Source organism: Pseudomonas fluorescens HK44 (assembly GCF_000217955.3).
Lineage (GTDB): Bacteria > Pseudomonadota > Gammaproteobacteria > Pseudomonadales > Pseudomonadaceae > Aquipseudomonas > Aquipseudomonas fluorescens_AQ.
In genome coordinates this window covers 1-22783 of the sequence record NZ_AFOY02000014.1, presented here as the reverse complement: position 1 = coordinate 22783, position 22783 = coordinate 1, and the positions used below count along the sequence as shown (strand labels likewise).

Annotated in this window: 20 protein-coding genes; 13 read left to right on the top strand and 7 right to left on the bottom strand. The window is 60.6% G+C overall.

All coding sequences use genetic code 11. The features are described from left to right. Nucleotides 1-13 precede the first annotated feature (13 nt). Nucleotides 14-862, bottom strand: coding sequence for a formyltetrahydrofolate deformylase (purU, locus tag HK44_RS12170; RefSeq protein WP_024264884.1), 849 nt, complete (start codon nucleotides 860-862; stop codon nucleotides 14-16). Here purU and HK44_RS12165 point away from each other — a divergent pair. Further along, nucleotides 861-1031, top strand: a complete 171-nt coding sequence (locus tag HK44_RS12165; protein WP_158002033.1) for a hypothetical protein — start codon at nucleotides 861-863, stop codon at nucleotides 1029-1031. The two genes, purU and HK44_RS12165, sit on opposite strands and share 2 nt — an antisense overlap. Nucleotides 1032-1201: 170 nt before the next feature. Further along, on the top strand, nucleotides 1202-1576 hold the full coding sequence (gene mvaT / locus HK44_RS12160) for a histone-like nucleoid-structuring protein MvaT (RefSeq protein WP_019693285.1): 375 nt from the start codon (nucleotides 1202-1204) through the stop codon (nucleotides 1574-1576). A gap of 101 nt (nucleotides 1577-1677) precedes the next feature. On the opposite strand, the gene sbcB is transcribed toward mvaT, so the two are convergent. Next, complete coding sequence (gene sbcB, locus HK44_RS12155) at nucleotides 1678-3105, bottom strand: exodeoxyribonuclease I (RefSeq protein ID WP_019693286.1); 1428 nt, start codon at nucleotides 3103-3105, stop codon at nucleotides 1678-1680. Between the two features lie 184 nt (nucleotides 3106-3289). On the opposite strand from sbcB, the gene HK44_RS12150 reads away from it, so the two are divergent. From HK44_RS12150 to HK44_RS12125, 6 genes are all read left to right on the top strand, one after another. Further along, on the top strand, nucleotides 3290-4015 hold the full coding sequence (locus HK44_RS12150; RefSeq protein ID WP_019693287.1) for an RDD family protein: 726 nt from the start codon (nucleotides 3290-3292) through the stop codon (nucleotides 4013-4015). Beyond that, entirely contained in the window at nucleotides 4012-4992 is a 981-nt protein-coding gene (locus HK44_RS12145; protein WP_019693301.1) for a stage II sporulation protein M, read from the top strand. The genes HK44_RS12150 and HK44_RS12145 overlap by 4 nt, the downstream gene beginning before the upstream one ends. After that, nucleotides 4979-6517, top strand: a complete 1539-nt coding sequence (locus tag HK44_RS12140; RefSeq protein WP_019693288.1) for a DUF4129 domain-containing protein — start codon at nucleotides 4979-4981, stop codon at nucleotides 6515-6517. The genes HK44_RS12145 and HK44_RS12140 overlap by 14 nt, the downstream gene beginning before the upstream one ends. Beyond that, the gene (locus HK44_RS12135; RefSeq protein WP_024264883.1) at nucleotides 6514-7671 is read left to right on the top strand and encodes a DUF4350 domain-containing protein; all 1158 of its coding nucleotides are present in this window, start codon (nucleotides 6514-6516) and stop codon (nucleotides 7669-7671) included. The genes HK44_RS12140 and HK44_RS12135 overlap by 4 nt, the downstream gene beginning before the upstream one ends. Then, entirely contained in the window at nucleotides 7671-8672 is a 1002-nt protein-coding gene (locus tag HK44_RS12130) for an AAA family ATPase (protein WP_024264882.1), read from the top strand. Before HK44_RS12135 ends, HK44_RS12130 begins: the two co-directional genes overlap by 1 nt. A gap of 210 nt (nucleotides 8673-8882) precedes the next feature. Next, nucleotides 8883-10214 (top strand): DUF58 domain-containing protein, encoded by a 1332-nt coding sequence (locus tag HK44_RS12125; RefSeq protein ID WP_019693291.1) that lies wholly within the window; start codon nucleotides 8883-8885, stop codon nucleotides 10212-10214. Between the two features lie 91 nt (nucleotides 10215-10305). Here the strand turns inward: HK44_RS12125 and HK44_RS12120 are convergent, their stop codons facing one another. Next, nucleotides 10306-10665: a pilus assembly protein PilZ gene (locus HK44_RS12120; RefSeq protein WP_019693292.1), complete on the bottom strand. Its 360-nt coding sequence runs from the start codon at nucleotides 10663-10665 to the stop codon at nucleotides 10306-10308. Nucleotides 10666-10896: 231 nt separating this feature from the next. After that, a complete protein-coding gene (locus HK44_RS12115) occupies nucleotides 10897-11271 on the bottom strand; it encodes a tetratricopeptide repeat protein (RefSeq protein WP_019693293.1) in 375 nt (124 codons plus the stop codon). A 194-nt stretch (nucleotides 11272-11465) separates the two neighbouring features. Here HK44_RS12115 and pyk point away from each other — a divergent pair, with 194 nt between their 5' ends. Continuing rightward, nucleotides 11466-12917 carry a pyruvate kinase gene (pyk, locus tag HK44_RS12110; protein ID WP_019693294.1) on the top strand — a complete coding sequence of 484 codons (1452 nt, stop codon included), beginning with the start codon at nucleotides 11466-11468 and terminating at the stop codon, nucleotides 12915-12917. A 114-nt stretch (nucleotides 12918-13031) separates the two neighbouring features. Here the strand turns inward: pyk and HK44_RS12105 are convergent, their stop codons facing one another. From HK44_RS12105 to HK44_RS12095, 3 genes are read right to left on the bottom strand one after another with little or no spacing between them, the layout of a single operon-like run. Further along, on the bottom strand, nucleotides 13032-13781 hold the full coding sequence (locus HK44_RS12105) for an enoyl-CoA hydratase-related protein (protein ID WP_019693295.1): 750 nt from the start codon (nucleotides 13779-13781) through the stop codon (nucleotides 13032-13034). A gap of 28 nt (nucleotides 13782-13809) precedes the next feature. Then, nucleotides 13810-14745: an iron-sulfur-binding ferredoxin reductase gene (locus HK44_RS12100; RefSeq protein WP_019693296.1), complete on the bottom strand. Its 936-nt coding sequence runs from the start codon at nucleotides 14743-14745 to the stop codon at nucleotides 13810-13812. Next, the gene (locus HK44_RS12095) at nucleotides 14738-15844 is read right to left on the bottom strand and encodes a GGDEF domain-containing protein (RefSeq protein ID WP_019693297.1); all 1107 of its coding nucleotides are present in this window, start codon (nucleotides 15842-15844) and stop codon (nucleotides 14738-14740) included. The genes HK44_RS12100 and HK44_RS12095 overlap by 8 nt, the downstream gene beginning before the upstream one ends. Nucleotides 15845-16324: 480 nt before the next feature. On the opposite strand from HK44_RS12095, the gene HK44_RS12090 reads away from it, so the two are divergent. From HK44_RS12090 to HK44_RS12075, 4 genes are all read left to right on the top strand, one after another. Then, on the top strand, nucleotides 16325-17848 hold the full coding sequence (locus HK44_RS12090; protein ID WP_019693298.1) for a fumarate hydratase: 1524 nt from the start codon (nucleotides 16325-16327) through the stop codon (nucleotides 17846-17848). Between the two features lie 154 nt (nucleotides 17849-18002). Continuing rightward, nucleotides 18003-19769 carry a sensor histidine kinase gene (locus HK44_RS12085; RefSeq protein ID WP_024264881.1) on the top strand — a complete coding sequence of 589 codons (1767 nt, stop codon included), beginning with the start codon at nucleotides 18003-18005 and terminating at the stop codon, nucleotides 19767-19769. Beyond that, nucleotides 19763-21097, top strand: a complete 1335-nt coding sequence (locus tag HK44_RS12080) for a sigma-54-dependent transcriptional regulator (protein WP_019693299.1) — start codon at nucleotides 19763-19765, stop codon at nucleotides 21095-21097. Before HK44_RS12085 ends, HK44_RS12080 begins: the two co-directional genes overlap by 7 nt. Nucleotides 21098-21417: 320 nt before the next feature. Continuing rightward, nucleotides 21418-22737 carry an MFS transporter gene (locus HK44_RS12075; protein ID WP_019693300.1) on the top strand — a complete coding sequence of 440 codons (1320 nt, stop codon included), beginning with the start codon at nucleotides 21418-21420 and terminating at the stop codon, nucleotides 22735-22737. The last annotated feature ends 46 nt before the right edge of the window (nucleotides 22738-22783 follow it).

Genomic DNA, 22783 nt, shown 5'->3' with positions numbered 1-22783 from the left:
CAGCGCTCGGCAATCAGAACACTACGGTTTTATTGCCATGCACCAGCACGCGGTCTTCCAGGTGATAGCGCAGGCCGCGGGCCAGCACCATCTTCTCGACATCACGGCCGAAACGCACCATGTCTTCGATACTGTCGCTGTGGCTGACGCGCACCACGTCCTGCTCGATGATCGGACCGGCGTCCAGCTCTTCGGTCACGTAGTGGCAGGTCGCGCCGATCAGCTTCACGCCACGCATCGACGCCTGGTGGTACGGCTTGGCACCGACGAACGATGGCAGGAAACTGTGGTGAATGTTGATCACCTTGTGGGCGTACTCGGTGCACAGTTCCGGCGGCAGGATCTGCATGTAACGCGCCAGTACCACCACTTCGGCATCGTGCTGTTTGACCAGGCGCGAAACTTCGGCAAATGCCGGCTCTTTGTTCTGCGGGTCCACCGGCACATGGTAATAAGGAATGCCATGCCACTCGACCATGCTGCGCAGGTCGTCATGGTTGGAAATCACGCAGGAGATTTCGCATTCCAGCTCGTCGCTGTGCCAGCGGTGCAACAAGTCGGCCAGGCAGTGGGATTCGCGGCTGGCCATCAGTACCACGCGCTTTTTCTGCGCGGTGTCGGTGATACGCCAGTCCATCGAAAACTCTTCGGCGATCGGCGCAAAGGCCTCACGAAACGCCTCAAGGCCGAACGGCAGCGAATCGGCACGAATTTCGTGACGCATGAAGAACCAGCCACTGAGATTGTCCGAGTGATGGCTCGCTTCAGTGATCCAGCCATTGTGTGATGCCAGAAAGTTACTGACTTTAGCAACGATACCGACGCGGTCCGGGCAAGCAATCACTAGCCGAAAAGTGCGCATGGGGGAAAAACTCCAGAACTTCGCAAAGGCCGCCATTCTAGCGATTGCGCAGCAAAACTGCAGTATTCCTGACGCCCTGCCCGGCACACCGTCGCTTCACGCCGCCGACTGGCAGCACCTGAACGTTGAACAATGTTCTTTGCCGAAATACGCAAGCAGGCTTTTGTGAGTATTCGTGATGAAACCGTGACAAGTTTTAACAGCGCATGAGATTTTTTTTCGCTGAGCACTCTAATTAAATTAAATAAAAGTCGGCTTAAATGTTTACTTGATGAAACACCCTGACTATTATTGCGCCACTGTACCCTGTCATCCAGCGCCCAACATAAGGTAGTCCTCATGTCCTTGATCAACGAATACCGCGCCACCGAAGAAGCTATCAAAGAGCTGCAAGCCCGTTTGAAGAACCTGTCCCAAGACGACAAACTGCAAACCGAGCTGGAATTCGAAGGTAAACTGCGCACCCTGATGGGCGAATACTCCAAGTCCCTGCGCGACATCACCGCCATCCTGGATCCATCTTCCAAAATTAAAGCACCACGCGGCGCAGAAAAAACCACCGGCACCAAGCGTGCTCGCAAGGTTAAACAATACAAAAACCCGCACAACGGCGAAGTCATCGAAACCAAAGGTGGCAACCACAAAACTCTGAAAGAGTGGAAAGCCAAGTGGGGCGGTGACGTGGTTGAAGGCTGGGCTACCCTGCTGGGCTAAGCCGCAACCCCCTTCGCAGGTTCATTTGCGAACGCCAGAAAACGCCAGCATCCGCTGGCGTTTTTTTATGCTCCCGCCTTCAGGCATTTGTACAGATTGCTTTAAAGATCCAAACGCTTGCGTAATGAGTCGGCATATTCGCACCACTCGTCCAGTACCTGCTGCTGAATCGCTGTAGCACTAAGCGACCATTGCGCCATTGCCTCATTAAACCCCTGCAAGGTATTGGGCGCTCCCCATCGGGCGTCTGACAAACGTTGCTGACAGAATAATCTCCAGCGCTCGTGCTCCTCATCATTCAACGTGTCGGGAAAGTTGCGGGCACGATAACGAAATAATAATTCCGGTAGACGTTCATCATCGAACGGCCATTGCTCTTGCGCTAATTGCACCGGGTCCGCGTTTCGGACTTGTTCGCATAAACGCCGGTCCCGATCGCCAATGAAGCCGTCGTATAACTGTTGCTCAGGATCCTCGCTCGGCGTGAAATCTTCGCGGGCATAAATGGCCAGAACTTTATCTCGCCATACTTCTTGTGCGTCACTTAGACGCAGTGCGCGCGCCTCATACTGCGCCATGTCCAGTTGCAGTCGCTGCCGGTCTTCGGCGCGCAACACCGACAACGGTGCCACCACCGGGCAACGGTTGATGTGAATCAGTTTGAGCGGCACCGGCCATTCGCCTTCGAGCAAATCGTCACGGCGTGTGTACAAACGCTGACGCAAGGTCTCGGCGTCCTGATCGAGTAGTCCCTGCGGGTCTAGATGCAGGTCGCAGACAATCAGTGCATTGCGATTGCGCGGATGCCAGGCCAACGGCAAGACCACCCCGACATAGCTGCGGGCTGCCGAAAAACGCCCGGAGATATGCACCATCGGTTGTAACAGCCGGATCTGATCCATGACCTTTTGCTTGCTGCGCAATTTGAACAGCCAGTCGTAGAGTTTCGGCTGCTTGTCGCGGATCAACCGCGCCAGGGCGATAGTTGCGCGCACATCGGACAATGCATCGTGAGCCTGACCATGGTCGATGCCATTGGCGGCGGTCAGGCGTTCGAGTTTCAACGTGACACGGCCCTCATCGATGGGCCAGACGATACCGTCCGGGCGCAACGCATACGCCGCGCGCACCACATCGATCAAATCCCAGCGACTGTTGCCGCCCTGCCACTCCCGCGCATACGGATCAAAGAAATTGCGGTACAGGCTGTAACGGGTCATTTCATCATCGAAGCGCAAGGTGTTGTAACCTGCACCACAGGTTCCGGGGGCCGCAAGTTGCGCATGAACCCGGGTCATGAAGTCGGCCTCACTCAGGCCTTGCTCGGCCAGGCGCCTGGGGGTAATACCGGTAATCACGCACGCCGCCGGGTGAGGCAGGATGTCGTCACTCGGCTGGCAGTAGAGATTGACCGGCTCGTCGATCTCGTTGAGGTCGAGGTCGGTACGAATCCCGGCCATTTGCAGCGCACGGTCGCAGCGCGGTGAGATGCCTGTGGTTTCGTAGTCGTACCAGAAGATGGAGGTCACGGAGCGTTCCTGAACTTGAGACGGGCAAAGTCTAGGCGCTCAAGCTCGGCGCCGACCAGCAATCTTGCTATTCAAGCATTTCTCGCTGATACCTTGTCATACATAGTTATGTTGTTAGCGCGGTGAAGACTGCTAGCATCGAAACCGTATTGAATCCCGACCAGGCCACATTACCAGGTTGATCATGCGCCAGACTTCAGCACTGCCAAGGACAGCAACGCTGCCCCCACCACTGGACACGCGGTATCAGGTTGAAACGCCGGAAGGCATCGACCTGCCGCTTCGACCTGCCGGGTTGATGCCCCGTGTACTGGCGTTTGCCATTGACCTGGGGGTGCGCGGGCTGGTGCTGGGCGTGCTGTTTATTGTCCTGGCCTTGCTGGGGAACATCGGCATCGGGCTGGGCGCGGTGCTGCTGTTTCTGGTCAGTTGGTGGTACATGGTGCTGTTCGAGGTCCTCAACCAGGGCCGCTCGCCCGGTAAACAGCTGATGGGACTGCGCGTCGTGCACGACGATGGAACGCCCGTTGGCTGGCCGGCCTCGCTGATCCGCAACCTGTTGCGGTTCGTCGACATGCTGCCGTTCGGCTACAGCCTCGGCGCCATCAGCTGCCTGCAGCATCCGACCTTCAAACGGCTGGGCGATATTGCGGCCGGTACGCTGGTGATCTACCGCGAACAAGCGGTCACCCGACCACAGATTCCGCAGGCCCAGGCACTGCACCCGCCCTTTGCGCTGACCCTCATTGAGCAACGCGCGGTGCTGGGTTTCGCCGAGCGTCAGGCGGAGCTCTCCAGCGAGCGGGTCAATGAGCTCGCCAGCATCCTCGCCGAGCCGCTCCACGTTTCACCGTCCCACGCGGTTGCCGAACTCAATGGCATCGCGCGCGGTTTGCTGGGGCCGGCATGAAGCAGAGCCTTTTCGAAAATCGCCATCGAACCGAATGGGATCAATTTGCCCAACAGCTCGATTTTCTCGAACGTGGCAAAGCCAATGCCAACGATGACACCTCGTTCCCCAAGGATTACCGACGGTTGTGCCAGCACCTCGCGCTGGCACAGGAACGCGGCTACAGCAGCTACCTGATCGACCCCTTGCAACAGCTGGTGCTGCGCGGGCATCAACAACTTTACCGGCATCGCGGCCGGGTCGGCGCCCATCTGCTGACCTTTGTCCTCGCCGGTTTTCCTCGACTGGTCCGTGAGCAATGGCCTTTCGTGCTGGTCTCAAGCCTGCTGTTTTTCGGCTCGCTGGTGGGCATCGGTATGCTGGTGTACCTGTACCCCGAGCTGATTTACAGCCTGGTCCCGGCTGAACAGGTTTCCGAGATGCAAGGCATGTACGACCCGACAGCCGGTCACCTGGGGCGCCTGGGTCAACGTGCAGCCAGCGATGACTGGGTAATGTTCGGTTACTACATCATGCACAACATCGGCATCGCCTTTCAGACCTATGCCAGCGGTTTGCTGTTTGGCCTGGGCAGCGTGTTTTTCCTGTTCTTCAACGGTTTGATGATCGGTGCGGTTGCCGGTCACCTGACGCATATCGGCTACGGGGAAAACTTCTGGTCGTTCGTCATCGGCCACGGCGCCTTTGAACTCAGCGCCATCGCCCTGGCCGGTGCGGCTGGCCTGCAACTGGGCTGGGCGCTGATCGCCCCCGGCCGCTTGCCACGCGGTGAAGCGCTGCGCCTGGCAGCTCATAAAAGCGTCTTGATGATCGGCGGCGTCATGCTGTTTCTGCTGCTCGCGGCGTTTATCGAGGCCTATTGGTCATCCCGCACCGGGCTTGCACCGCTGATCAAATACCTGGTGGGCGCAGCCCTTTGGTTAGTGATGGCGACTTACCTGATCGTTGCCGGACGGACACACCATGCGCCTGAGTGACGCCAACGTGGTCATCCGCCCTCGCAGCACCTGGGAAGCCATGGACCTCGGCGTTCTGCTGAGCCAGCGACATCGACGCCTGCTGATAACCAGTTGGGCAATCGTCACACTGCCGGTGTTTGCCCTGCTGACCCTGGTACTGTGGGACTCGCCCTCAATGGCCGCGCTGCTGTTCTGGTGGTTGAAACCGGCGTTCGAACGGTTGCCGCTGTACATCCTCTCCAGCGCCCTGTTCGGCGAAACCCCAACCTTGAAGCAGACGCTGCGCCAATGGCCGCGACTGCTCAAGCCGCAGTTGCTGGCCAGCCTGACATGGCGGCGCTTTGGCCTGAGTCGCAGCTTCATCATGCCGGTCGTGCAACTTGAAGAACTCAGCGGTCTGGCACGCCAGCAGCGCCTGGCCGTGCTGCAACAACGCGATCGCGGTGCAGCACGCTGGCTGACGCTGATCGGAGCTCACCTGGAAGCGGCCTTGTGGATGGGTCTGATGGTACTGTTCTATCTCTTGCTGCCTGCGCAAATAGAATTGAACTGGGACTGGCAAACGCTGATCGCCTCCCCGGAGCAAGACTGGTTCTGGCTGAACCACCTGATCAATGCGCTCTACGCGCTGATCCTGATCATGTGGGAACCGATCTATGTCGCCTGCGGTTTCAGCCTGTACATGAACCGTCGCACCCGACTCGAAGCCTGGGATATCGAACTGGTGTTCCGCCGCCTGCGCCAACGCCTGAGCAGCGTCGTTGCCTGCCTGTTGATGCTCGGGCTACTGTGGTTGCCCGCCACACAGCCACTCTGGGCCACCGAACCCGCCGACGCTCCCGACAGCCCGCGCCTGCTCCAGCAACCGCTGACCAGCCAGGCCGCCAGCAACAGCATCAAGGCCATACTCGACACGCCACCGTTCAAGAATCCGCAGACGGTTACCCACTATCGCTTTGGTAAAGAAACACCCGATCAACCTGCCAACACGGAAATACCGGGGTGGCTCAAAGCGTTTTTCGCACTGTTCGACAGCCGGCGCTTCGCCGGCCTCGCAGGGGTCATCGAGGTGCTGCTGTGGGCGAGCGTCATCGGCGCCATTACTCTGCTGATCTGGCGCTATCGCGATGGGCTACAGACCTTTGTCAGCCGCCGTCCGAGACTGCGCAGCACGCCCGCACCCCCAGCGCCGGCGCAACTGTTCGGCCTTGATCTCGGCCGGGAAACCCTGCCAGACGATATTGCCGCCAGCGTCGAAAGCCTCTGGCCGACCCAGCCCCGCGAAGCCCTTGGCTTGCTCTACCGGGCCTTGCTCAGCCGTTTGCTGCACGATTTCAACCTCCCGCTGAAAACCGCCGACACCGAGGGCCAGGTGCTGGAACGGGTCCAACAGCTACAAGAACCGGCTCTGCAAACCTTCAGCAGAACGTTGACGGTGCACTGGCAGAACATGGCCTATGGGCATCGCTTGCCGCCGCCACATCTGCAACAGGAACTGTGTGACGGATGGCGGACGTTGTTCGGCCCGGGAGCCGCACGTTGAATCGGCGCCTGATCCCTGGCCTGCTGATTGCCGGGCTGCTCGCTGCATTGGGCGTTTATCTGTACCAGCAGGTCACGCCCTATCAGGAAGTCATCGACCACGGTCCTTCCCCCGAAGCCCGGGCCAACCCGTATCTGGCGGCCGAACACTTTTTGCATCAACAAGGGCTGACCGTGACTCACGCCAACAGCCTCGACATCCTGCCGTATCTGGAACCGCATCAACAGAGCCTGTTACTGCTCGGTGATCGCGCCAACATGACCCCGCGCCAGGCCGATCAGGTGCTGAACTGGACCCGTGCCGGTGGACGCTTACTGTTTGTGGCCGAAGCCTTGTGGGATGAAAAAACCGGCAAGAGCGGCGACCTGCTCCTCGACCGGGTGCAACTGCATCAATCCATGAGCAAGGATCTCGGCAACCCACCCGCCGATGCCGAAGCAGACCCTTACCCGAACCTGACCAAACTCTATCTCGAAGACGAAGACGCTCCGGCCTACGCCAGCTTCGATCCGCAGTTCCATCTCGAAGACCCGAAAAACCTCGCGCAGTCCTGGGCCAACAGCGCGCTGGCCACTCACATGATGCAACTCAGTTATGGCCGGGGCTCCATCACGGTGGTCACCGACGCCCAATTGTGGAAAAACCCGAACATCGGCCAATACGACAATGCCTGGCTGCTCTGGTACCTGTATTCGGACACCGGTGTGACCCTGCTCTTCACGATTGATCACGACGACCTGCTGACCATGCTGCTGCGTTATTTCCCGCAGGCACTGGTGGCACTCGCCGCGCTGGTCGGCCTGTGGATCTGGCATGTCGGGTTACGTCAGGGCCCCGTGCAGGCTCCGGCCCCCAAAGCCCGCCGACAACTTCTGGAGCACTTGCGTGCCAGCGCAGACTTCATGTTGCGCCGCAGCGGTCAGCACAGCCTGCTGCTGGCTCTGCAACACGATGTGCTGCGCCGCGCCCGACACCGTCACCCAGGCTTCGAACAACTCGGCGTTGCCGAACAATGGCAGGTGCTCGCGCGCCTGACCGGTCAGCCGACCCGCGCCATCAGCCAGGCACTCAGCCCGCGGCCCGAACAGCGGTACTCCAACGCTGAGTTCAGCCGTCAGGTCGCCCACCTGCAAACCCTCAGGAATGCCTTATGATGAATGACTCCATCGAACCTGCCAGCCAGACCCATGCCGCCCAACAGCGCCAGCGGGCCAGCCAACTGGTGCAAGCCGTGCGCGTTGAGCTGCAAAAGGCCGTTATCGGCCAGGACACGGTCATTGACGATGTGCTCAGCGCGCTGATTGCCGGTGGCCATGTGCTGCTCGAAGGCGTTCCGGGATTGGGCAAGACTTTGCTGGTGCGTGCCTTGGCCCGCTGTTTCGGTGGCGAGTTTGCGCGCATTCAGTTCACCCCGGACCTGATGCCCAGCGACGTCACCGGGCATGCGGTGTACGACCTGCAAACCGAACAATTCAAACTGCGCAAAGGCCCGCTGTTCACCAACCTGTTGCTGGCCGACGAAATCAACCGCGCACCGGCGAAAACCCAGGCTGCGCTACTCGAAGCCATGCAGGAACGCCAGGTCACCCTTGAAGGCCGCGCCCTGCCTATCGCGCAACCGTTCATGGTGCTGGCGACGCAAAACCCCATCGAACAGGAAGGCACTTACCCCCTGCCCGAAGCGGAGCTCGACCGCTTCATGCTCAAGGTGCGCATGGACTACCCCGACGCCGCTCAGGAGCTGAACATGGTTCGTCAGGTCAGCCGCTCGACCCGCGCCGACATGCTCGATGTGCAACCGCTGCGCACCGTCCTGCAAGCCAAGGATGTACTGGCCTTGCAGCGGATCGCCAGCGACCTGCCGCTGGATGAACAGGTTCTGGACTACGCCGTACGCCTGGCGCGCACCACTCGCAACTGGCCCGGCCTGACCCTCGGCGCCGGCCCACGGGCGACGATTTCCCTGGTGCGGGTAGCACGGGCGCGGGCGCTGCTGCGCGGTGGTGAGTTCGTGATTCCGGATGACATCAAAGGCTGCGCACTGGCCGTACTGCGCCATCGCGTGCGCATCGCCCCGGAGCTGGACATCGAAGGGCTGGAGGTCGACCAGGTGCTCAGGCAACTGCTCGATCAGGTTCCGGCGCCAAGAGTGTGAGTATCGCGACTTTGGTGACACCCACCCCTGTGGCGAGGGAGCTTGCTCCCGTTCGACCGCGAAGCGGTCGCAATCAAGCTAACGCGCAATGCCTGAAAAAATGCGGTGGCTGGTTTCAGGACTGCTACGCAGCCCAGCGGGAGCAAGCTCCCTCGCCACAATTGGTATGCCTTGCAAACAGGTGGGCGGCCCTTTGAAGAACCCCATGCCATGAAACCCACCCGCCTCTTGCTGATCTGGCTCGCGGCCCTGCTGGGCCTGAGTATCGCGCTCGGCACTTTCAGAGCCTTGGGTTTGCGCGTTGCACCGAGCCTGCTGTCGATCAACTGGGGCTTGCTGCTGGCGCTTCTATTGCTGGCGTTGCTCGATGCCGTCCGGCTGATGCGCGTGCCGTCGCCCGTCGTACAACGTCAGATGCCCGGCAGCCTCGCGCTCGGACGCTGGAGTGAGGTGAGCGTCCGGATTCAACACGACTATCCACTCCCCTTGAACGCGCAACTGTTCGACCACGTCCCCGACGGCCTGAGCTTCGAACACCTGCCGCAATCGGTTGAACTGCAACCTGGCCAGCACAGCCTGATCAGTTATCGCCTACGCCCTCTGCGACGCGGCCATTTCAGCTTCGATCGCTGCGAAATCAACCTGCCCAGCCCCTTCGGTTTATGGTCCGCCCGGCGCTACCTGAACGTCACCGACAGCACTCGCGTCTACCCGGATTTCGCCCGTCTGTACGGCGCGCAGTTGCTGGCTGTCGACAACTGGCTGAGCCAGCTCGGCGTACGCCAGCGGCAACGTCGCGGGTTGGGCCTTGAGTTCCATCAATTGAGGGAGTTTCGCGAAGGCGACAGCCTGCGCCAGATCGACTGGAAAGCCACTGCGCGCCAACGCACACCGATTGCCCGGGAGTACCAGGACGAGCGCGACCAGCAGATCATCTTCCTGCTCGATTGCGGCCGCCACATGCGCAGCCAGGACGGTGAACTGGCGCATTTCGACCATGCGCTCAATGCCTGCCTGCTGCTCAGCTACGTGGCATTACGTCAGGGCGATGCCGTAGGCCTGAGCACTTTCGCCAACGAACAGCCACGCTACCTCGCCCCGGTCAAAGGCACTGGCCAGCTCAATGTGTTGCTCAACGCCGTTTACGATCTGGACAGCAGCCAACGCTCTGCCGACTACCAGGCCGCCGCCAGTCAATTGCTGGCCCGGCAAAAACGTCGGGCACTGGTGGTACTGATCACCAATCTGCGCGATGACGACGACGAAGAACTGCTCAGCGCGGCCAAACGCCTGGGTAAACAACACCGGGTGCTGGTGGCCAGCCTGCGCGAAGAGGTGCTCGATAACGTGCGTCAAACGCCCGTGCACACCTTGCCTGAGGCGCTGGCCTATTGTGGCACGGTCGATTATTTGAATGCCCGGGCCGAACTCCATGAGCGGCTGAACGCCCATGGAGTGCCGGTGCTGGATGTACGGCCCAATGAACTGGGCGCGGAGTTGGTGACGCGGTATTTGAGCTGGAAAAAAGCCGGGGTGCTCTAAAAATCTCACTACCACCACGATATCAACAACGAATCCCTGATGGCCTACACCTACGGGCCCGGGTTTGCGGCAGTGAATGTGCGCAGAAGGATCAAGCCGACGCCGGCACCGGATAAAAACTGAAGTACCGATGCAAGGCGCTCACCAGTTGCCCATATTCAGGCGGTGCTCGTTGCACCATAAACCCCGCGTCATAATGCTGAGGGGTGGCGTCTTCATGGCACCACAGGCAAATGGCGCGCAGGTCGACCACCTGCAAAATATCTTCGCTGGCGGGGATTTTCAGGCGCAGGTCAAACGCTGCGCCGACCATCATCGGCAACAGGCTGATAAGCATCAGGCCGTCTTCGGACACATTGCCGAGAAAGCCGATGGGTTTGTCGGTGACGCTGTTGAACACTTTCAGGAAATGCGGCAGTTGATGCCGCTCGATCCGGCGCTCAGTGAACATAGTGTTTATCGCTATGGCAAGACCCTTGGGCAAGGTCGTACTAAGACTTCGGAACGTGCCTGCCAGACAGGAGCGCTCTCCCCGATCCCGATGCGAACGTCACCGTTGTACATCCGCCTCACCGTCGCCGATCACAGGGATTGACGTGATTTAGGTTGAACATTCTAAAACCCGCCAATCGAAGATTAGCTCAAGGCTGGCATACCCCCAGCCTTTAAATGACAACCTGCATTACAACGGCGCGGGAATGCTCTTGGCGCTGCTGCGCGGCGGGTACCACCCCAGCGCCTGCAAGGTTTCCAGCCGCGCACGGGCACGGTACGCGTACTCGTTGTCCGGGTACTGGGCGATGATGAACTGGTAAGTCTGGGCCGCGTCAACGTACAGTTTTTGACGTTCCAGGCACTGGCCGCGCAGCATCGACACTTCCGGCTGTATATAACGCCGCGCCCGGCTGTTGCGATCGACCTGGGACAATTCAAGCATTGCGTCCTCACAGTTGCCACGGTCATAAGCGCGGTAGGCGTTGTTTAAATGATGGTCCATCGACCAACGGGTGCAGCCCGTGGCACTGAGGGCAAGGGCGGCAATGAGCACGAATCGCATGGGGGGGGTCTCCTGTCTTGTGCTCTGTATCGACCCGTCGACGAAAATCTTCAGGAGGCTTCGAATCAAAGTTGTACCGTTCGATAAAGAAGCGAATAAGAAAAAAAAACGAATAATAAGTAGTGCAAACGAACAATGACTACAACCGCAGACCATAGTAGCCTCACTCAGCGCTTGAACTCAGGAGTCTCTGCATGTCCGTCCGTCGTACCAAAATCGTCGCTACCCTTGGCCCGGCCAGTAACTCGCCGGAAGTTCTCGAACAGCTGATTCTGGCTGGCCTGGACGTTGCCCGCTTGAACTTTTCCCACGGCACGCCCGACGAGCACAAGGCTCGCGCCAGGCTGGTGCGTGACCTCGCCGCCAAGCACGGCCGCTTCGTCGCCCTGCTGGGTGACCTGCAAGGCCCGAAAATTCGTATCGCCAAGTTCGCCAACAAGCGCATCGAGCTGAAGATCGGTGATCAATTCACCTTCTCCACCAGCCATCCGCTGACCGAAGGCAACCAGCAAGTGGTCGGCATCGACTACCCGGACCTGGTCAAGGATTGCGGCGTGGGCGACGAGCTGCTGCTCGACGACGGTCGCGTGGTGATGCGCGTGGATACCGCCACCGCGACCGAGCTGCATTGCACCGTGACCATCGGCGGCCCACTGTCGGACCACAAAGGCATCAACCGTCGCGGTGGCGGCCTGACAGCCCCGGCCCTGACTGAAAAAGACAAGGCCGACATCAAGCTCGCCGCAGAAATGGAAGTCGACTACCTCGCCGTGTCCTTCCCGCGCGATGCCGCCGACATGGAATACGCCCGCCAGCTGCGCGACGAAGCTGGCGGCACCGCCTGGCTGGTGGCAAAGATCGAGCGCGCTGAAGCCGTGGCCGATGACGAAACCCTCGACGGCCTGATCAAAGCCTCGGACGCCGTGATGGTCGCCCGTGGTGATTTGGGCGTGGAAATCGGCGACGCCGAGCTGGTAGGTATTCAGAAGAAGATCATCCTGCACGCACGCCGCCACAATAAAGCGGTGATCGTGGCGACCCAGATGATGGAGTCGATGATCCTGAACCCGATGCCGACCCGCGCGGAAGTGTCCGACGTAGCCAACGCCGTGCTCGACTACACCGACGCCGTGATGCTCTCGGCGGAAAGCGCCGCCGGCCAATACCCGCTCGAAGCGGTCCAGGCCATGGCGCGGATTTGCATCGGCGCTGAAAAGCACCCGACCAGCAAAACCTCCAGCCACCGTATCGGTAAAGTGTTCGAAAGCTGCGACCAGAGTATCGCCCTGGCGGCCATGTACACGGCCAACCACTTCCCGGGCGTGAAGGCGATCATTGCCTTGACCGAAAGTGGCTACACGCCGTTGATCATGTCGCGCATCCGTTCCTCGGTGCCGATCTACGCGTTTTCCCCGCACCGCGAAACCCAGGCCCGCGCAGCCATGTTCCGTGGCGTCTACACCGTACCGTTCGACCCGGCATCGTTGCCGCCTGAGCAAGTCAGCCAGGCCGCGATCGACGAGTTGCTCAAACTCGGTGTGGTCGAAAAAGGCGACTGGGTCATCCTGACCAAGGGCGACAGCTACCACACCATCGGCGGCACCAACGGCATGAAGATCCTGCACGTTGGCGACAAGATGGTCTGAGTCTCGGACCGCTGAAACGCAAAAGCCCCGTCATGTGAATGACGGGGCTTTTTGGTTTCTGACTTAGGAGATGTGATGCCTGCTCGCGAAGGCATCGGCCCAGTCAACAAAAATTCAGGTTCGGTTGATAAACCCCGACAACGCCGCAATCGCTTCCGGCGAACGCAGCCGTTGGACAAACAGGTTGCCCTCCTCCTCGATCGCTTTGCGCAATTGCTCGCGGTCCGCAGCCTTCATCAGCTGTTTGCTGATACGCACTGCTTCGGGTGCCAGTGTTTCGAAGCGCAATGCCATTTCGCGCGCCTTGGCCACTGCGGCCTCGCCATTGGGCAGCGCCGCAGTGGCAATTCCCCAGGCGGCGGCCTGTTCACCGTTGAAACCTTCGCCCAGCAGCAACAACTCGGTCGCTTTGGCCTGCCCAAGCAAGCGTGGCAGGATCAGGCTGGAACCAAATTCCGGGCACAACCCGAGGTTGACGAACGGCATGCGCAACTTCGCATCCGCGCTGATGTACACCAGGTCGCAATGCAGCAGCAAGGTGGTGCCGATGCCCACGGCGGCGCCGGCCACGGCCGCGATCACCGGCTTGCGGCATTCCAGCAGGCTGCGCATGAACTGGAACACCGGGCTTGCGAGGTCGCTCGGCGGTTCTTCAAGGAAGTCGACGATGTCGTTGCCGGCGGTGAAGCACTCGTTGCTGCCAGTGATCAATATGGCGTTGATCTCGGGGTCGGCGTCGGCCTGTTGCAAGGCGTCCGCCAACTGGCTGTACATGGCGCGGGTCAGGGCGTTTTTCTTGTCCGGGCGGTTCAGGCGCAAAGTCAGCAGCCCGCGCTCACGTTCCAGCAGGATGGCGTTCGTCATAGTGAGTCTCATGAAAGTGATTTCGCGTTCAACCCCGCGGCACGAAGACATCGGCCAACAGTTGATTGCGCGGCAGCCCAGCCAGGTACAGGCGCCGGGCAAAGGCGTCGACGCTGTCGGGGTGCCCGCAGAGTAATGCCAGGGTTTGCCGGGAAACAAGGCGCAATTGCGCCAAAGCCGCGGTCAACTCAGCCGCTGTCAACAGTTCGACGCTCAGGTTGGGATGGTGTGCTGCCAGCGCTGCCAAGGGTTTGGCCAGGTAATGCTCGCGGGTATCGTGGGCCAGATGAATCACCCGAATGGAGCCTTGGTGATCCTGGCGCAACGCCTCACGCAAAACGCCGAACAATGGCGCCAATCCGGTGCCGGCCGCCAGCAGCCACAACGGCTGGGTTTGCCAGTCGGGGTCGTAATGCAGCGCACCGCCGCGCAACTCGCCCAGGCGAATCGGGTCACCGATTTTCAGCAAGCGTGCCGCATCGCTGAATTCGCCCGGCAAGCGACAGTCGAGGTGAAACTCCAGAAAACGATCTTCCTGCGGCAGGCTGGCCAGCGAATACGGCCGCGCCACGTTGCCAGCCCACAACACCAGATGCTGCCCGGCCTGATAACGCAAGGGCCGCTCGGGCTGCAAGCGCAGGCGCAACACGCTGGCACTCAACCAGTCGGCCGCTACAACGGTGGCCGGCAAGCCATCGCGCAGCGGATCGAACACCGCCACGTGCAGATCATCGACGACCTCGCACTGACAGGCCAGCCGCCAACCTCGCTCACGTTGCTCGGTGCCCAGCGCATCGGGTCGTCGGTCGCTTACCTCGCCTTTGAGGCAATGCACCAGGCATGCGTGGCAACTGCCGGCGCGGCAACTGTAGGGCACATGCGAGCCGTTCTGGTTCAAGGCATCGAGCAGGTTGCTGCCCGCTGCCACCGACCACTGACGTTCGCCCACTCGCAACTCAGGCATCGACGTTCTCCCAGGCCGCGGCACAGCGATTGCGACCGTCACGCTTGGCGCGATACAGCGCCTGATCGGCACGCTGCAAGGCGTCATCCAGGTGGTCACCCGGTTCAAGCAAGGTCATGCCGGCGGACAGGCTCAGGTCCTGCACCGGCAGACCGATCAGTTCGACATCGGTAAAGGCAATGCGCAGCCGCTCGCAGCAGGAGGTCAGGCGCTCGGGACCACAATCGGGTAGCAACAACACAAATTCCTCACCGCCATAACGCGCCAGTACATCGTCTTCGCGCAGGCAGGCCGTGGCGACACCTGCGAACGCCTGCAACACCTGATCGCCGGCCGCATGGCCATACTTGTCATTGATGCGTTTGAAGTGGTCGAGGTCAATCAGTGCCAGACCATGCACCATGCCCTCTTCCATACTGCGCAGTTCGCGCGAAGCCAGGCGTAGAAAATGCCGGCGGTTGAACAGCCCGGTGAGTTCGTCGGTGGCCACCAGGTCTTCGAGTTGGCGCATCATCCCGCGCAAGGTGTCTTGATGCGCTTGCAAGGCAAACCGCCGCTGGCGCATGCGTTGCCGCGAGGTCTGAACGTAGCTGGCATACAGCGTCAGCCAGACCAGCACGATAAACAACACGCAGACTTGCAGCGCCGCCAGCGCCGGGTCGGCCAGTTCGAGGTGATAGCCTTCCCAGAGGTTAAGGCCTGCAAAGCTTACAAAAACCAATACCGCACATCGGACAAACGCTCGGCGTGGCAGATGGAACAGGCCGAATAACAGAATCAACAGGTAAAACACCAGAAAGGCGCCGCGGGCCACGTCCAGGTGAGCGATCAACCAGGTCTGCCAGCCCAGCCCCAGCAGCACCTGAACTTCGGTCAGGCTCGGGTCGGCAAACCGCAGATTGCGCCCGGTGAAAAACACCGCGAACAACACCAACTGGCTGAGCATCACCAGCAGCGTGCCGATCACCGCACTGCGCACTGGGCCTTGATAGTGACCACTGATAATCGCCAGCCACAACAGCAATACCGCCAGTGCATAGGTGCCCGTCGCCAGAATAAAGCGCTTGAGCAACAGACTCCGGATAGCGTTATGGGTCAATCGTGGGCTCGCCGTACAGAGGGGCTGATAAAAATGTTCGGCCCTGAAATGCCAGATGCCACTTTAGTGTTGCACCTCAAGAATGACCATTCAATTTTGGGGCGATAGGCACGCACGATGCAATGCAGACCAGGCAAACCTTTGTGGCGAGGGAGCTTGCTCCCGCTCGGCTGCGAAGCGGCCGCAAATCCGGCCGGCCAGGTGTGCCTGATACATCGAGGTGGGAAGCTTCAGGCCTGCTTCGCAGTCCAGCGGGAGCAAGCTCCCTCGCCACGCCAACAGATAAGCATGCTTGACCCTATGCGACTTTGGTTTGACTGCCGGCGGGTGTGCCCGGCTTCGAGGCGCGTTATACTGCCGCGCCTTTTTAGCGTCGCGCCAGCAACCCCGGCGTGCCTTGAAAGGTGTTTGCAGCCGACCGATGCACCCCAACTGCAAGCACCTTATTGAATGTTCCCGTCTTTTAGAGGAGCGCGACTCATGACCGTGATCAAGCAAGACGACCTGATTCAGAGCGTTGCTGACGCCCTGCAGTTCATTTCCTACTACCACCCCGTGGATTTCATCCAGGCGATGCACGAGGCCTACCTGCGTGAAGAATCACCGGCAGCCCGCGATTCGATGGCGCAGATCCTGATCAACTCGCGCATGTGTGCCACCGGCCACCGTCCGATTTGCCAGGACACCGGCATCGTGACCGTGTTTGTCCGCGTGGGCATGGACGTGCGCTGGGATGGCGCAACCATGGGCCTGGACGACATGATCAACGAAGGCGTACGTCGCGCCTACAACCTGCCGGAAAACGTCCTGCGTGCTTCGATCCTCGCCGACCCGGCGGGCGCTCGTAAAAACACCAAGGACAACACCCCGGCGGTGATCCACTACTCGATCGTTCCGGGTAACACCGTGGAAGTCGACGTGGCAGCCAAGGGCGGCGGTTCCGAGAACAAGTCGAAAATGGCCATGCTCAACCCGTCCGACTCGATCGTTGACTGGGTGCTGAAAACCGTTCCGGAAATGGGCGCTGGCTGGTGCCCACCGGGCATGCTCGGCATCGGCATCGGCGGCACCGCCGAGAAAGCCGCGGTGATGGCCAAGGAAGTGTTGATGGAATCCATCGACATCCACGAGCTGAAAAAACGCGGCCCGTCCAACCGTATCGAAGAGATGCGTCTGGAGCTGTTCGAGAAGGTCAACCAACTGGGCATCGGCGCCCAGGGCCTGGGCGGCCTGACCACCGTACTCGACGTGAAGATCATGGATTACCCGACCCACGCCGCTTCGTTGCCGGTGTGCATGATCCCCAACTGCGCCGCCACCCGTCACGCGCACTTCGTGCTCGACGGCTCCGGCCCGGCATCGCTGGAAGCGCCACCGTTGGACGCCTACCCTGAAATTGTCTGGGAAGCCGGCCCTTCGGCCCGTCGCGTCAATCTCGACACCCTGACCCCGGAAGAAGTCCAAAGCTGGAAGCCGGGCGAAACCGTCCTGCTGAACGGCAAGATGCTCACCGGTCGCGACGCTGCGCACAAGCGCATGGTCGAGATGCTGAACAAGGGTGAAACCCTCCCGGTGGACCTGAAAGGTCGTTTCATCTACTACGTCGGCCCGGTTGATCCGGTGCGCGAAGAAGTGGTGGGTCCTGCTGGCCCGACCACCGCGACGCGGATGGACAAGTTCACCCGCCAGATCCTCGAACAAACCGGCCTGCTGGGCATGATCGGCAAATCCGAACGCGGCCCGACTGCGATCGAAGCGATCAAGGACCACAAGGCTGTTTACCTGATGGCAGTAGGCGGCGCGGCTTACCTGGTGGCGCAAGCAATCAAGAAGTCTCGCGTAGTGGCTTTCGCCGAACTGGGCATGGAAGCGATCTACGAGTTCGACGTAAAAGACATGCCAGTGACCGTGGCGGTCGACAGCAAAGGTGAGTCGGTGCACATCACGGGCCCCGCCATCTGGCAGAAGAAAATCAGTGAAAGCCTGGCGGTAGAAGTGCAATAAGCCTTTAACCGCTGGAAAAGAAAGCCGCGCTGTTTGCAAAAACAGCGCGGTTTTTTTGTTATCCATGACGGCTCGCCGACGGTGTCTTTGGTCAAGTCCTCCTGCACCACTGCATGCTATGGTGCGCGCCCGTATTGCTGACTGTTTTTACGCCATGCTTGCGATCTCTCGTCCATTACGCCTGACGCTGTACACCCTGCTGATCCTCGCTGGCGCTGCGTTGGCTGCCGGGTTGGCCATGCGCCACGCCGAACGCCAGGCCCAGGTGGACGATGCCGCCCGCGCCAATCAGCAATTGGCCTTATACGCCAACTCCCTGCACACCCTGATCGAGCGCTACCGCACCCTGCCCGCGGTGCTGGCGCTGGACCCGCAGCTACGCGCCGCACTCGATGGCCCGGTGGGTGCTGATCAACAGGATGCGCTGAACCGCAAACTGGAAAAGATCAACGGCGCGGCCCAGTCGTCCACCCTGGAACTGCTGGATCACACCGGCCTGGCCGTGGCTGCCAGCAATTGGCGCTTGCCCAGCAGCTACGTTGGCCACAACTACGGCTTTCGGCCCTACTTCAGCCAAACCCGCAGCCAGGGCGCCGGGCGCTTTTACGCAGTGGGCGTGACCAGTGGAATTCCCGGGTATTTTCTGTCCAGTGCGGTGACGGGCGATAACGGCGAGTTTCTCGGCGCCATGGTGGTGAAACTCGAGTTTCCGGAGCTGGAGCGCGAATGGCGTCAAGGCAGTGACACCCTGCTGGTCAGCGATGCGCGGGGCATTGTGTTTATCGCCAATCAGCCGGGGTGGCGCTATCGGTTGCTGGGCACGCTATCGGACACTGATCGCGCCGAGCTCAAAACCACCCGCCAATACGACAAGCAACCACTGACCCCGCTCGACCATCAACCGATTCGGCGCTTTGACGAAAACAGTTACCTGGCCCGCGTCGACGGCCCCGACGGCACAGCGGATTACCTCTGGGAATCGCTGCCCTTGAGCACCGAAGGCTGGACATTGCACCTGCTGCGTCGTCCACAAGTGGCCTTCGAAGATGTGCGCAACGCCGGGCTGGCCGCTGCCGGAGTGTGGCTGACACTGGTGTTTTTGCTGCTGTTCCTCAGCCAGCGTTGGCGTCTGGCCAGGTTGCGTCAGCGCAGCCGCGAAGAGCTAGAGCACTTGGTTGAAGAGCGCACTCGCGAGCTGCGCACCGCTCAGGACGGTCTGGTGCAATCGGCCAAACTCGCGGCGCTGGGGCAAATGTCAGCGGCCCTGGCCCATGAAATCAACCAGCCACTCACCGCCCAGCGTATGCAACTGGCAACCTTGCGCCTGCTGCTCGATCACGGCCGCGTCGACGATGCGTATAAAGCGCTGAGACCGGTCGATGAAATGCTGACGCGCATGGCCGCCCTCACCAGTCACCTCAAGACATTCGCCCGTAAAACCCCCAGCGGTTTGCGCGAGCGTCTGGACCTGGCGGCGGTGGTCGATCAATCCTTGCAGTTGCTTGACGCGCGGCTACGCGATGAACAGATCGACTGGGTTTTGCACCTGAGTCGCCCAGCCTGGGTTCGCGGCGATGCGATTCGCCTGGAACAGGTGCTGATCAATCTGCTGCGCAATGCCCTCGACGCGATGCGTGACAAACCGCTCAAGCACCTGGAAATCCGCCTTGAAGCCGATCAGCAGTTGTGGCGCCTGACGGTCGCCGACAGCGGCGGCGGTATTGCGCCGCAGGATCTGCCGAAGGTCTTCGATCCGTTCTTCACCACCAAACCGGTGGGTGATGGCCTGGGCCTCGGGCTGGCGGTATCGTTCGCCATCGTGCATGAACTGGGCGGTCGCCTGAACGCCGACAATCACAGCGACGGCGCGGTCTTCACCCTCACCTTGCCCATCGATCTGGAGGCGCACATTCAATGTTGAACGCGGTGATCGTGGTCGATGACGAAAGCAGCATTCGCGATGCCGTCGAACAGTGGCTGAGCCTCTCGGGGTTCGAGGTCAAACTGTTCAGTCGCGCCGATGAATGCCTGGCGCAGTTGCCGGCGAATTTCCCGGGGGTGATCCTCAGCGATGTGCGGATGCCCGGCATGACCGGCCTGGAACTCCTGGCCCGGCTGCAACAGCGGGACGCCGATTTGCCGGTGATCCTGCTGACCGGTCACGGCGATGTGCCGATGGCGGTTGAAGCCATGCGCGATGGCGCCTACGACTTCCTCGAAAAACCCTTCAGCCCGGAAACCTTGCTCAGCAGCCTGCGTCGGGCGCTGGACAAACGTCGACTGGTGCTGGAAAACCGCGCCCTGCACGAACAGGCCGATAACCGCAGCAAACTAGACGCCAGTCTGCTCGGCGTCTCCCGTGGTTTGCAGACCCTGCGTCGGCAAGTGCTGGACCTTGCGGCGCTGCCGGTGAACGTGCTGATCCGTGGCGAAACCGGCAGCGGCAAAGAGCTGGTCGCCCGTTGCCTGCATGATTTTGGCCCGCGCGCCGACAAAGCGTTCGTGGCGCTGAACTGTGCGGCGATCCCCGAGCAGCTGTTCGAAGCCGAGTTGTTCGGTCATGAAAGCGGTGCCTTCACCGGCGCTCAGGGCAAACGTATCGGCAAGCTTGAATACGCCGATGGCGGCACCTTGTTCCTCGATGAAATCGAAAGCATGCCGCTGGCTCAGCAGGTCAAATTACTGCGCGTGTTGCAGGAGCAAAAGCTCGAGCGACTGGGCTCCAACCAGAGCATTCACGTGGACCTGCGGATCATCGCCGCGACCAAACCCGACCTGCTCGATGAAGCCCGCGCCGGGCGTTTTCGCGAAGACCTGGCGTATCGGCTGAACGTCGCGGAGTTACGCCTGCCGCCATTGCGCGAACGGCGTGAGGACATTCCGTTGCTGTTCGAACACTTCGCTCATGCCGCCGCGCAGCGGCTGGGACGCAGCTTTCCGCCTCTGAGCGGCCCGCAGTTGAGTCGGTTGCTGAGCCACGACTGGCCGGGCAATGTGCGCGAACTGGCGAACGTCGCCGAGCGCCAGGTGCTGGGCCTGGGCGAACCGGAACCGGTCGGCATCGAACCCGGCCAGTCCCTCGCCGCCCAGCAGGAAGCCTTCGAAGCACAGTGCCTGCGAGCCGCGCTGACCCGGCACAAGGGTGATATCAAAGCCGTGCTGGAAGAACTGCAACTGCCGCGCCGGACCTTCAATGAAAAGATGCAGCGGCATGGGCTGAGCCGAGAAACATTCCTGCGAGAGAGCTGAATTTTTGTACTGTCTGTAACGGCCTCATCGCGAGCAGGCTCGCTCCCACATTGACCGAGTCAGGCTCAGATTTTGTGCATGACGCCGATCCACTGTGGGAGCAAGCCTGCTCGCGATGAGGCAGGTACAGACAACGCAAATCAATGAACTGCATAAGCGGTTTTTCGCCTGTCACCCAATCTGAATAAGCGGATTTCCGCTCACCCATTCCCATTAACCCCTCTAAACCGGCCCTCTCCCCCTTGGCACAGCTCCTGCTATAGCCCTCCCAGGCTGCGTTTACGCGCGCTCCACAAAAACAATTAAATGAAGGATCCGTCATGGATAACTCACAAACCCTGCCTCTTGGGTCGGCCGCTGTGCCTGCCAAAGAAAAGACCACGGCCAGCCGCATCAAATCGATCTTCAGCGGTTCTGTCGGCAACATGGTCGAGTGGTACGACTGGTACGTCTACGCCGCCTTCTCGCTGTACTTCGCCAAAGCCTTTTTCCCCAAAGGCGACACCACCGCCCAACTGCTGAACACCGCCGCGATTTTCGCCGTGGGCTTTTTGATGCGCCCGATCGGCGGCTGGCTGATGGGCCTGTACGCCGACCGCGCCGGACGTAAAGCGGCGCTGATGGCGTCGGTGTACCTGATGTGCTTCGGCTCGCTGATCATCGCGTTGAGCCCGGGTTATGAAACCATCGGCGTCGGCGCACCGATTCTGCTGGTGTTCGCCCGCTTGCTGCAGGGCCTGTCGGTGGGTGGCGAGTACGGCACCTCGGCGACTTACCTGAGCGAAATGGCGACCAAGGAACGTCGCGGCTTCTTTTCGAGCTTCCAGTACGTCACGCTGATCTCCGGCCAGCTCATCGCTCTGGGCGTGCTGATCGTGCTGCAGCAAACCCTGACTACCGAACAACTGTACGACTGGGGCTGGCGCATTCCGTTTGGTATCGGCGCACTGTGTGCCATCGTCGCGTTGTACCTGCGTCGCGGGATGGAAGAAACCGAGTCGTTCACCAAGAAAGAAAAGTCCAAAGAAAGCGCCATGCGCACCCTGCTGCGTCATCCCAAGGAACTGATGACCGTGGTCGGCCTGACCATGGGCGGCACCCTGGCCTTCTACACCTACACCACCTACATGCAGAAATACCTGGTGAACACGGTCGGCATGAGCATCTCCGACTCCACCACCATTTCGGCGGCCACGCTGTTCCTGTTCATGTGCCTGCAACCGGTCATCGGCGGCTTGTCGGATAAAGTCGGGCGGCGGCCGATCCTGATCGCCTTCGGCATTCTCGGCACCCTGTTCACCGTGCCGATCCTCACCACCCTGCACACCATCCAGACCTGGTGGGGCGCGTTCTTCCTGATCATGGCGGCGCTGATCATCGTCAGCGGCTACACCTCGATCAACGCGGTGGTCAAAGCCGAACTGTTCCCCACCGAAATCCGCGCCCTGGGCGTCGGCCTGCCGTATGCGCTGACCGTGTCGATCTTCGGCGGTACCGCTGAATACATCGCCCTGTGGTTCAAGAGCATCGGCATGGAAACCGGTTACTACTGGTATGTCACCGCCTGCATCGCGGTGTCGTTGCTGGTGTATGTGACCATGAAAGACACCCGCAAACACTCGCGGATCGAGACTGACTGACCATCACATAGAGGTTGGCAGTACTGGCCACATCGCGAGCAGGCTC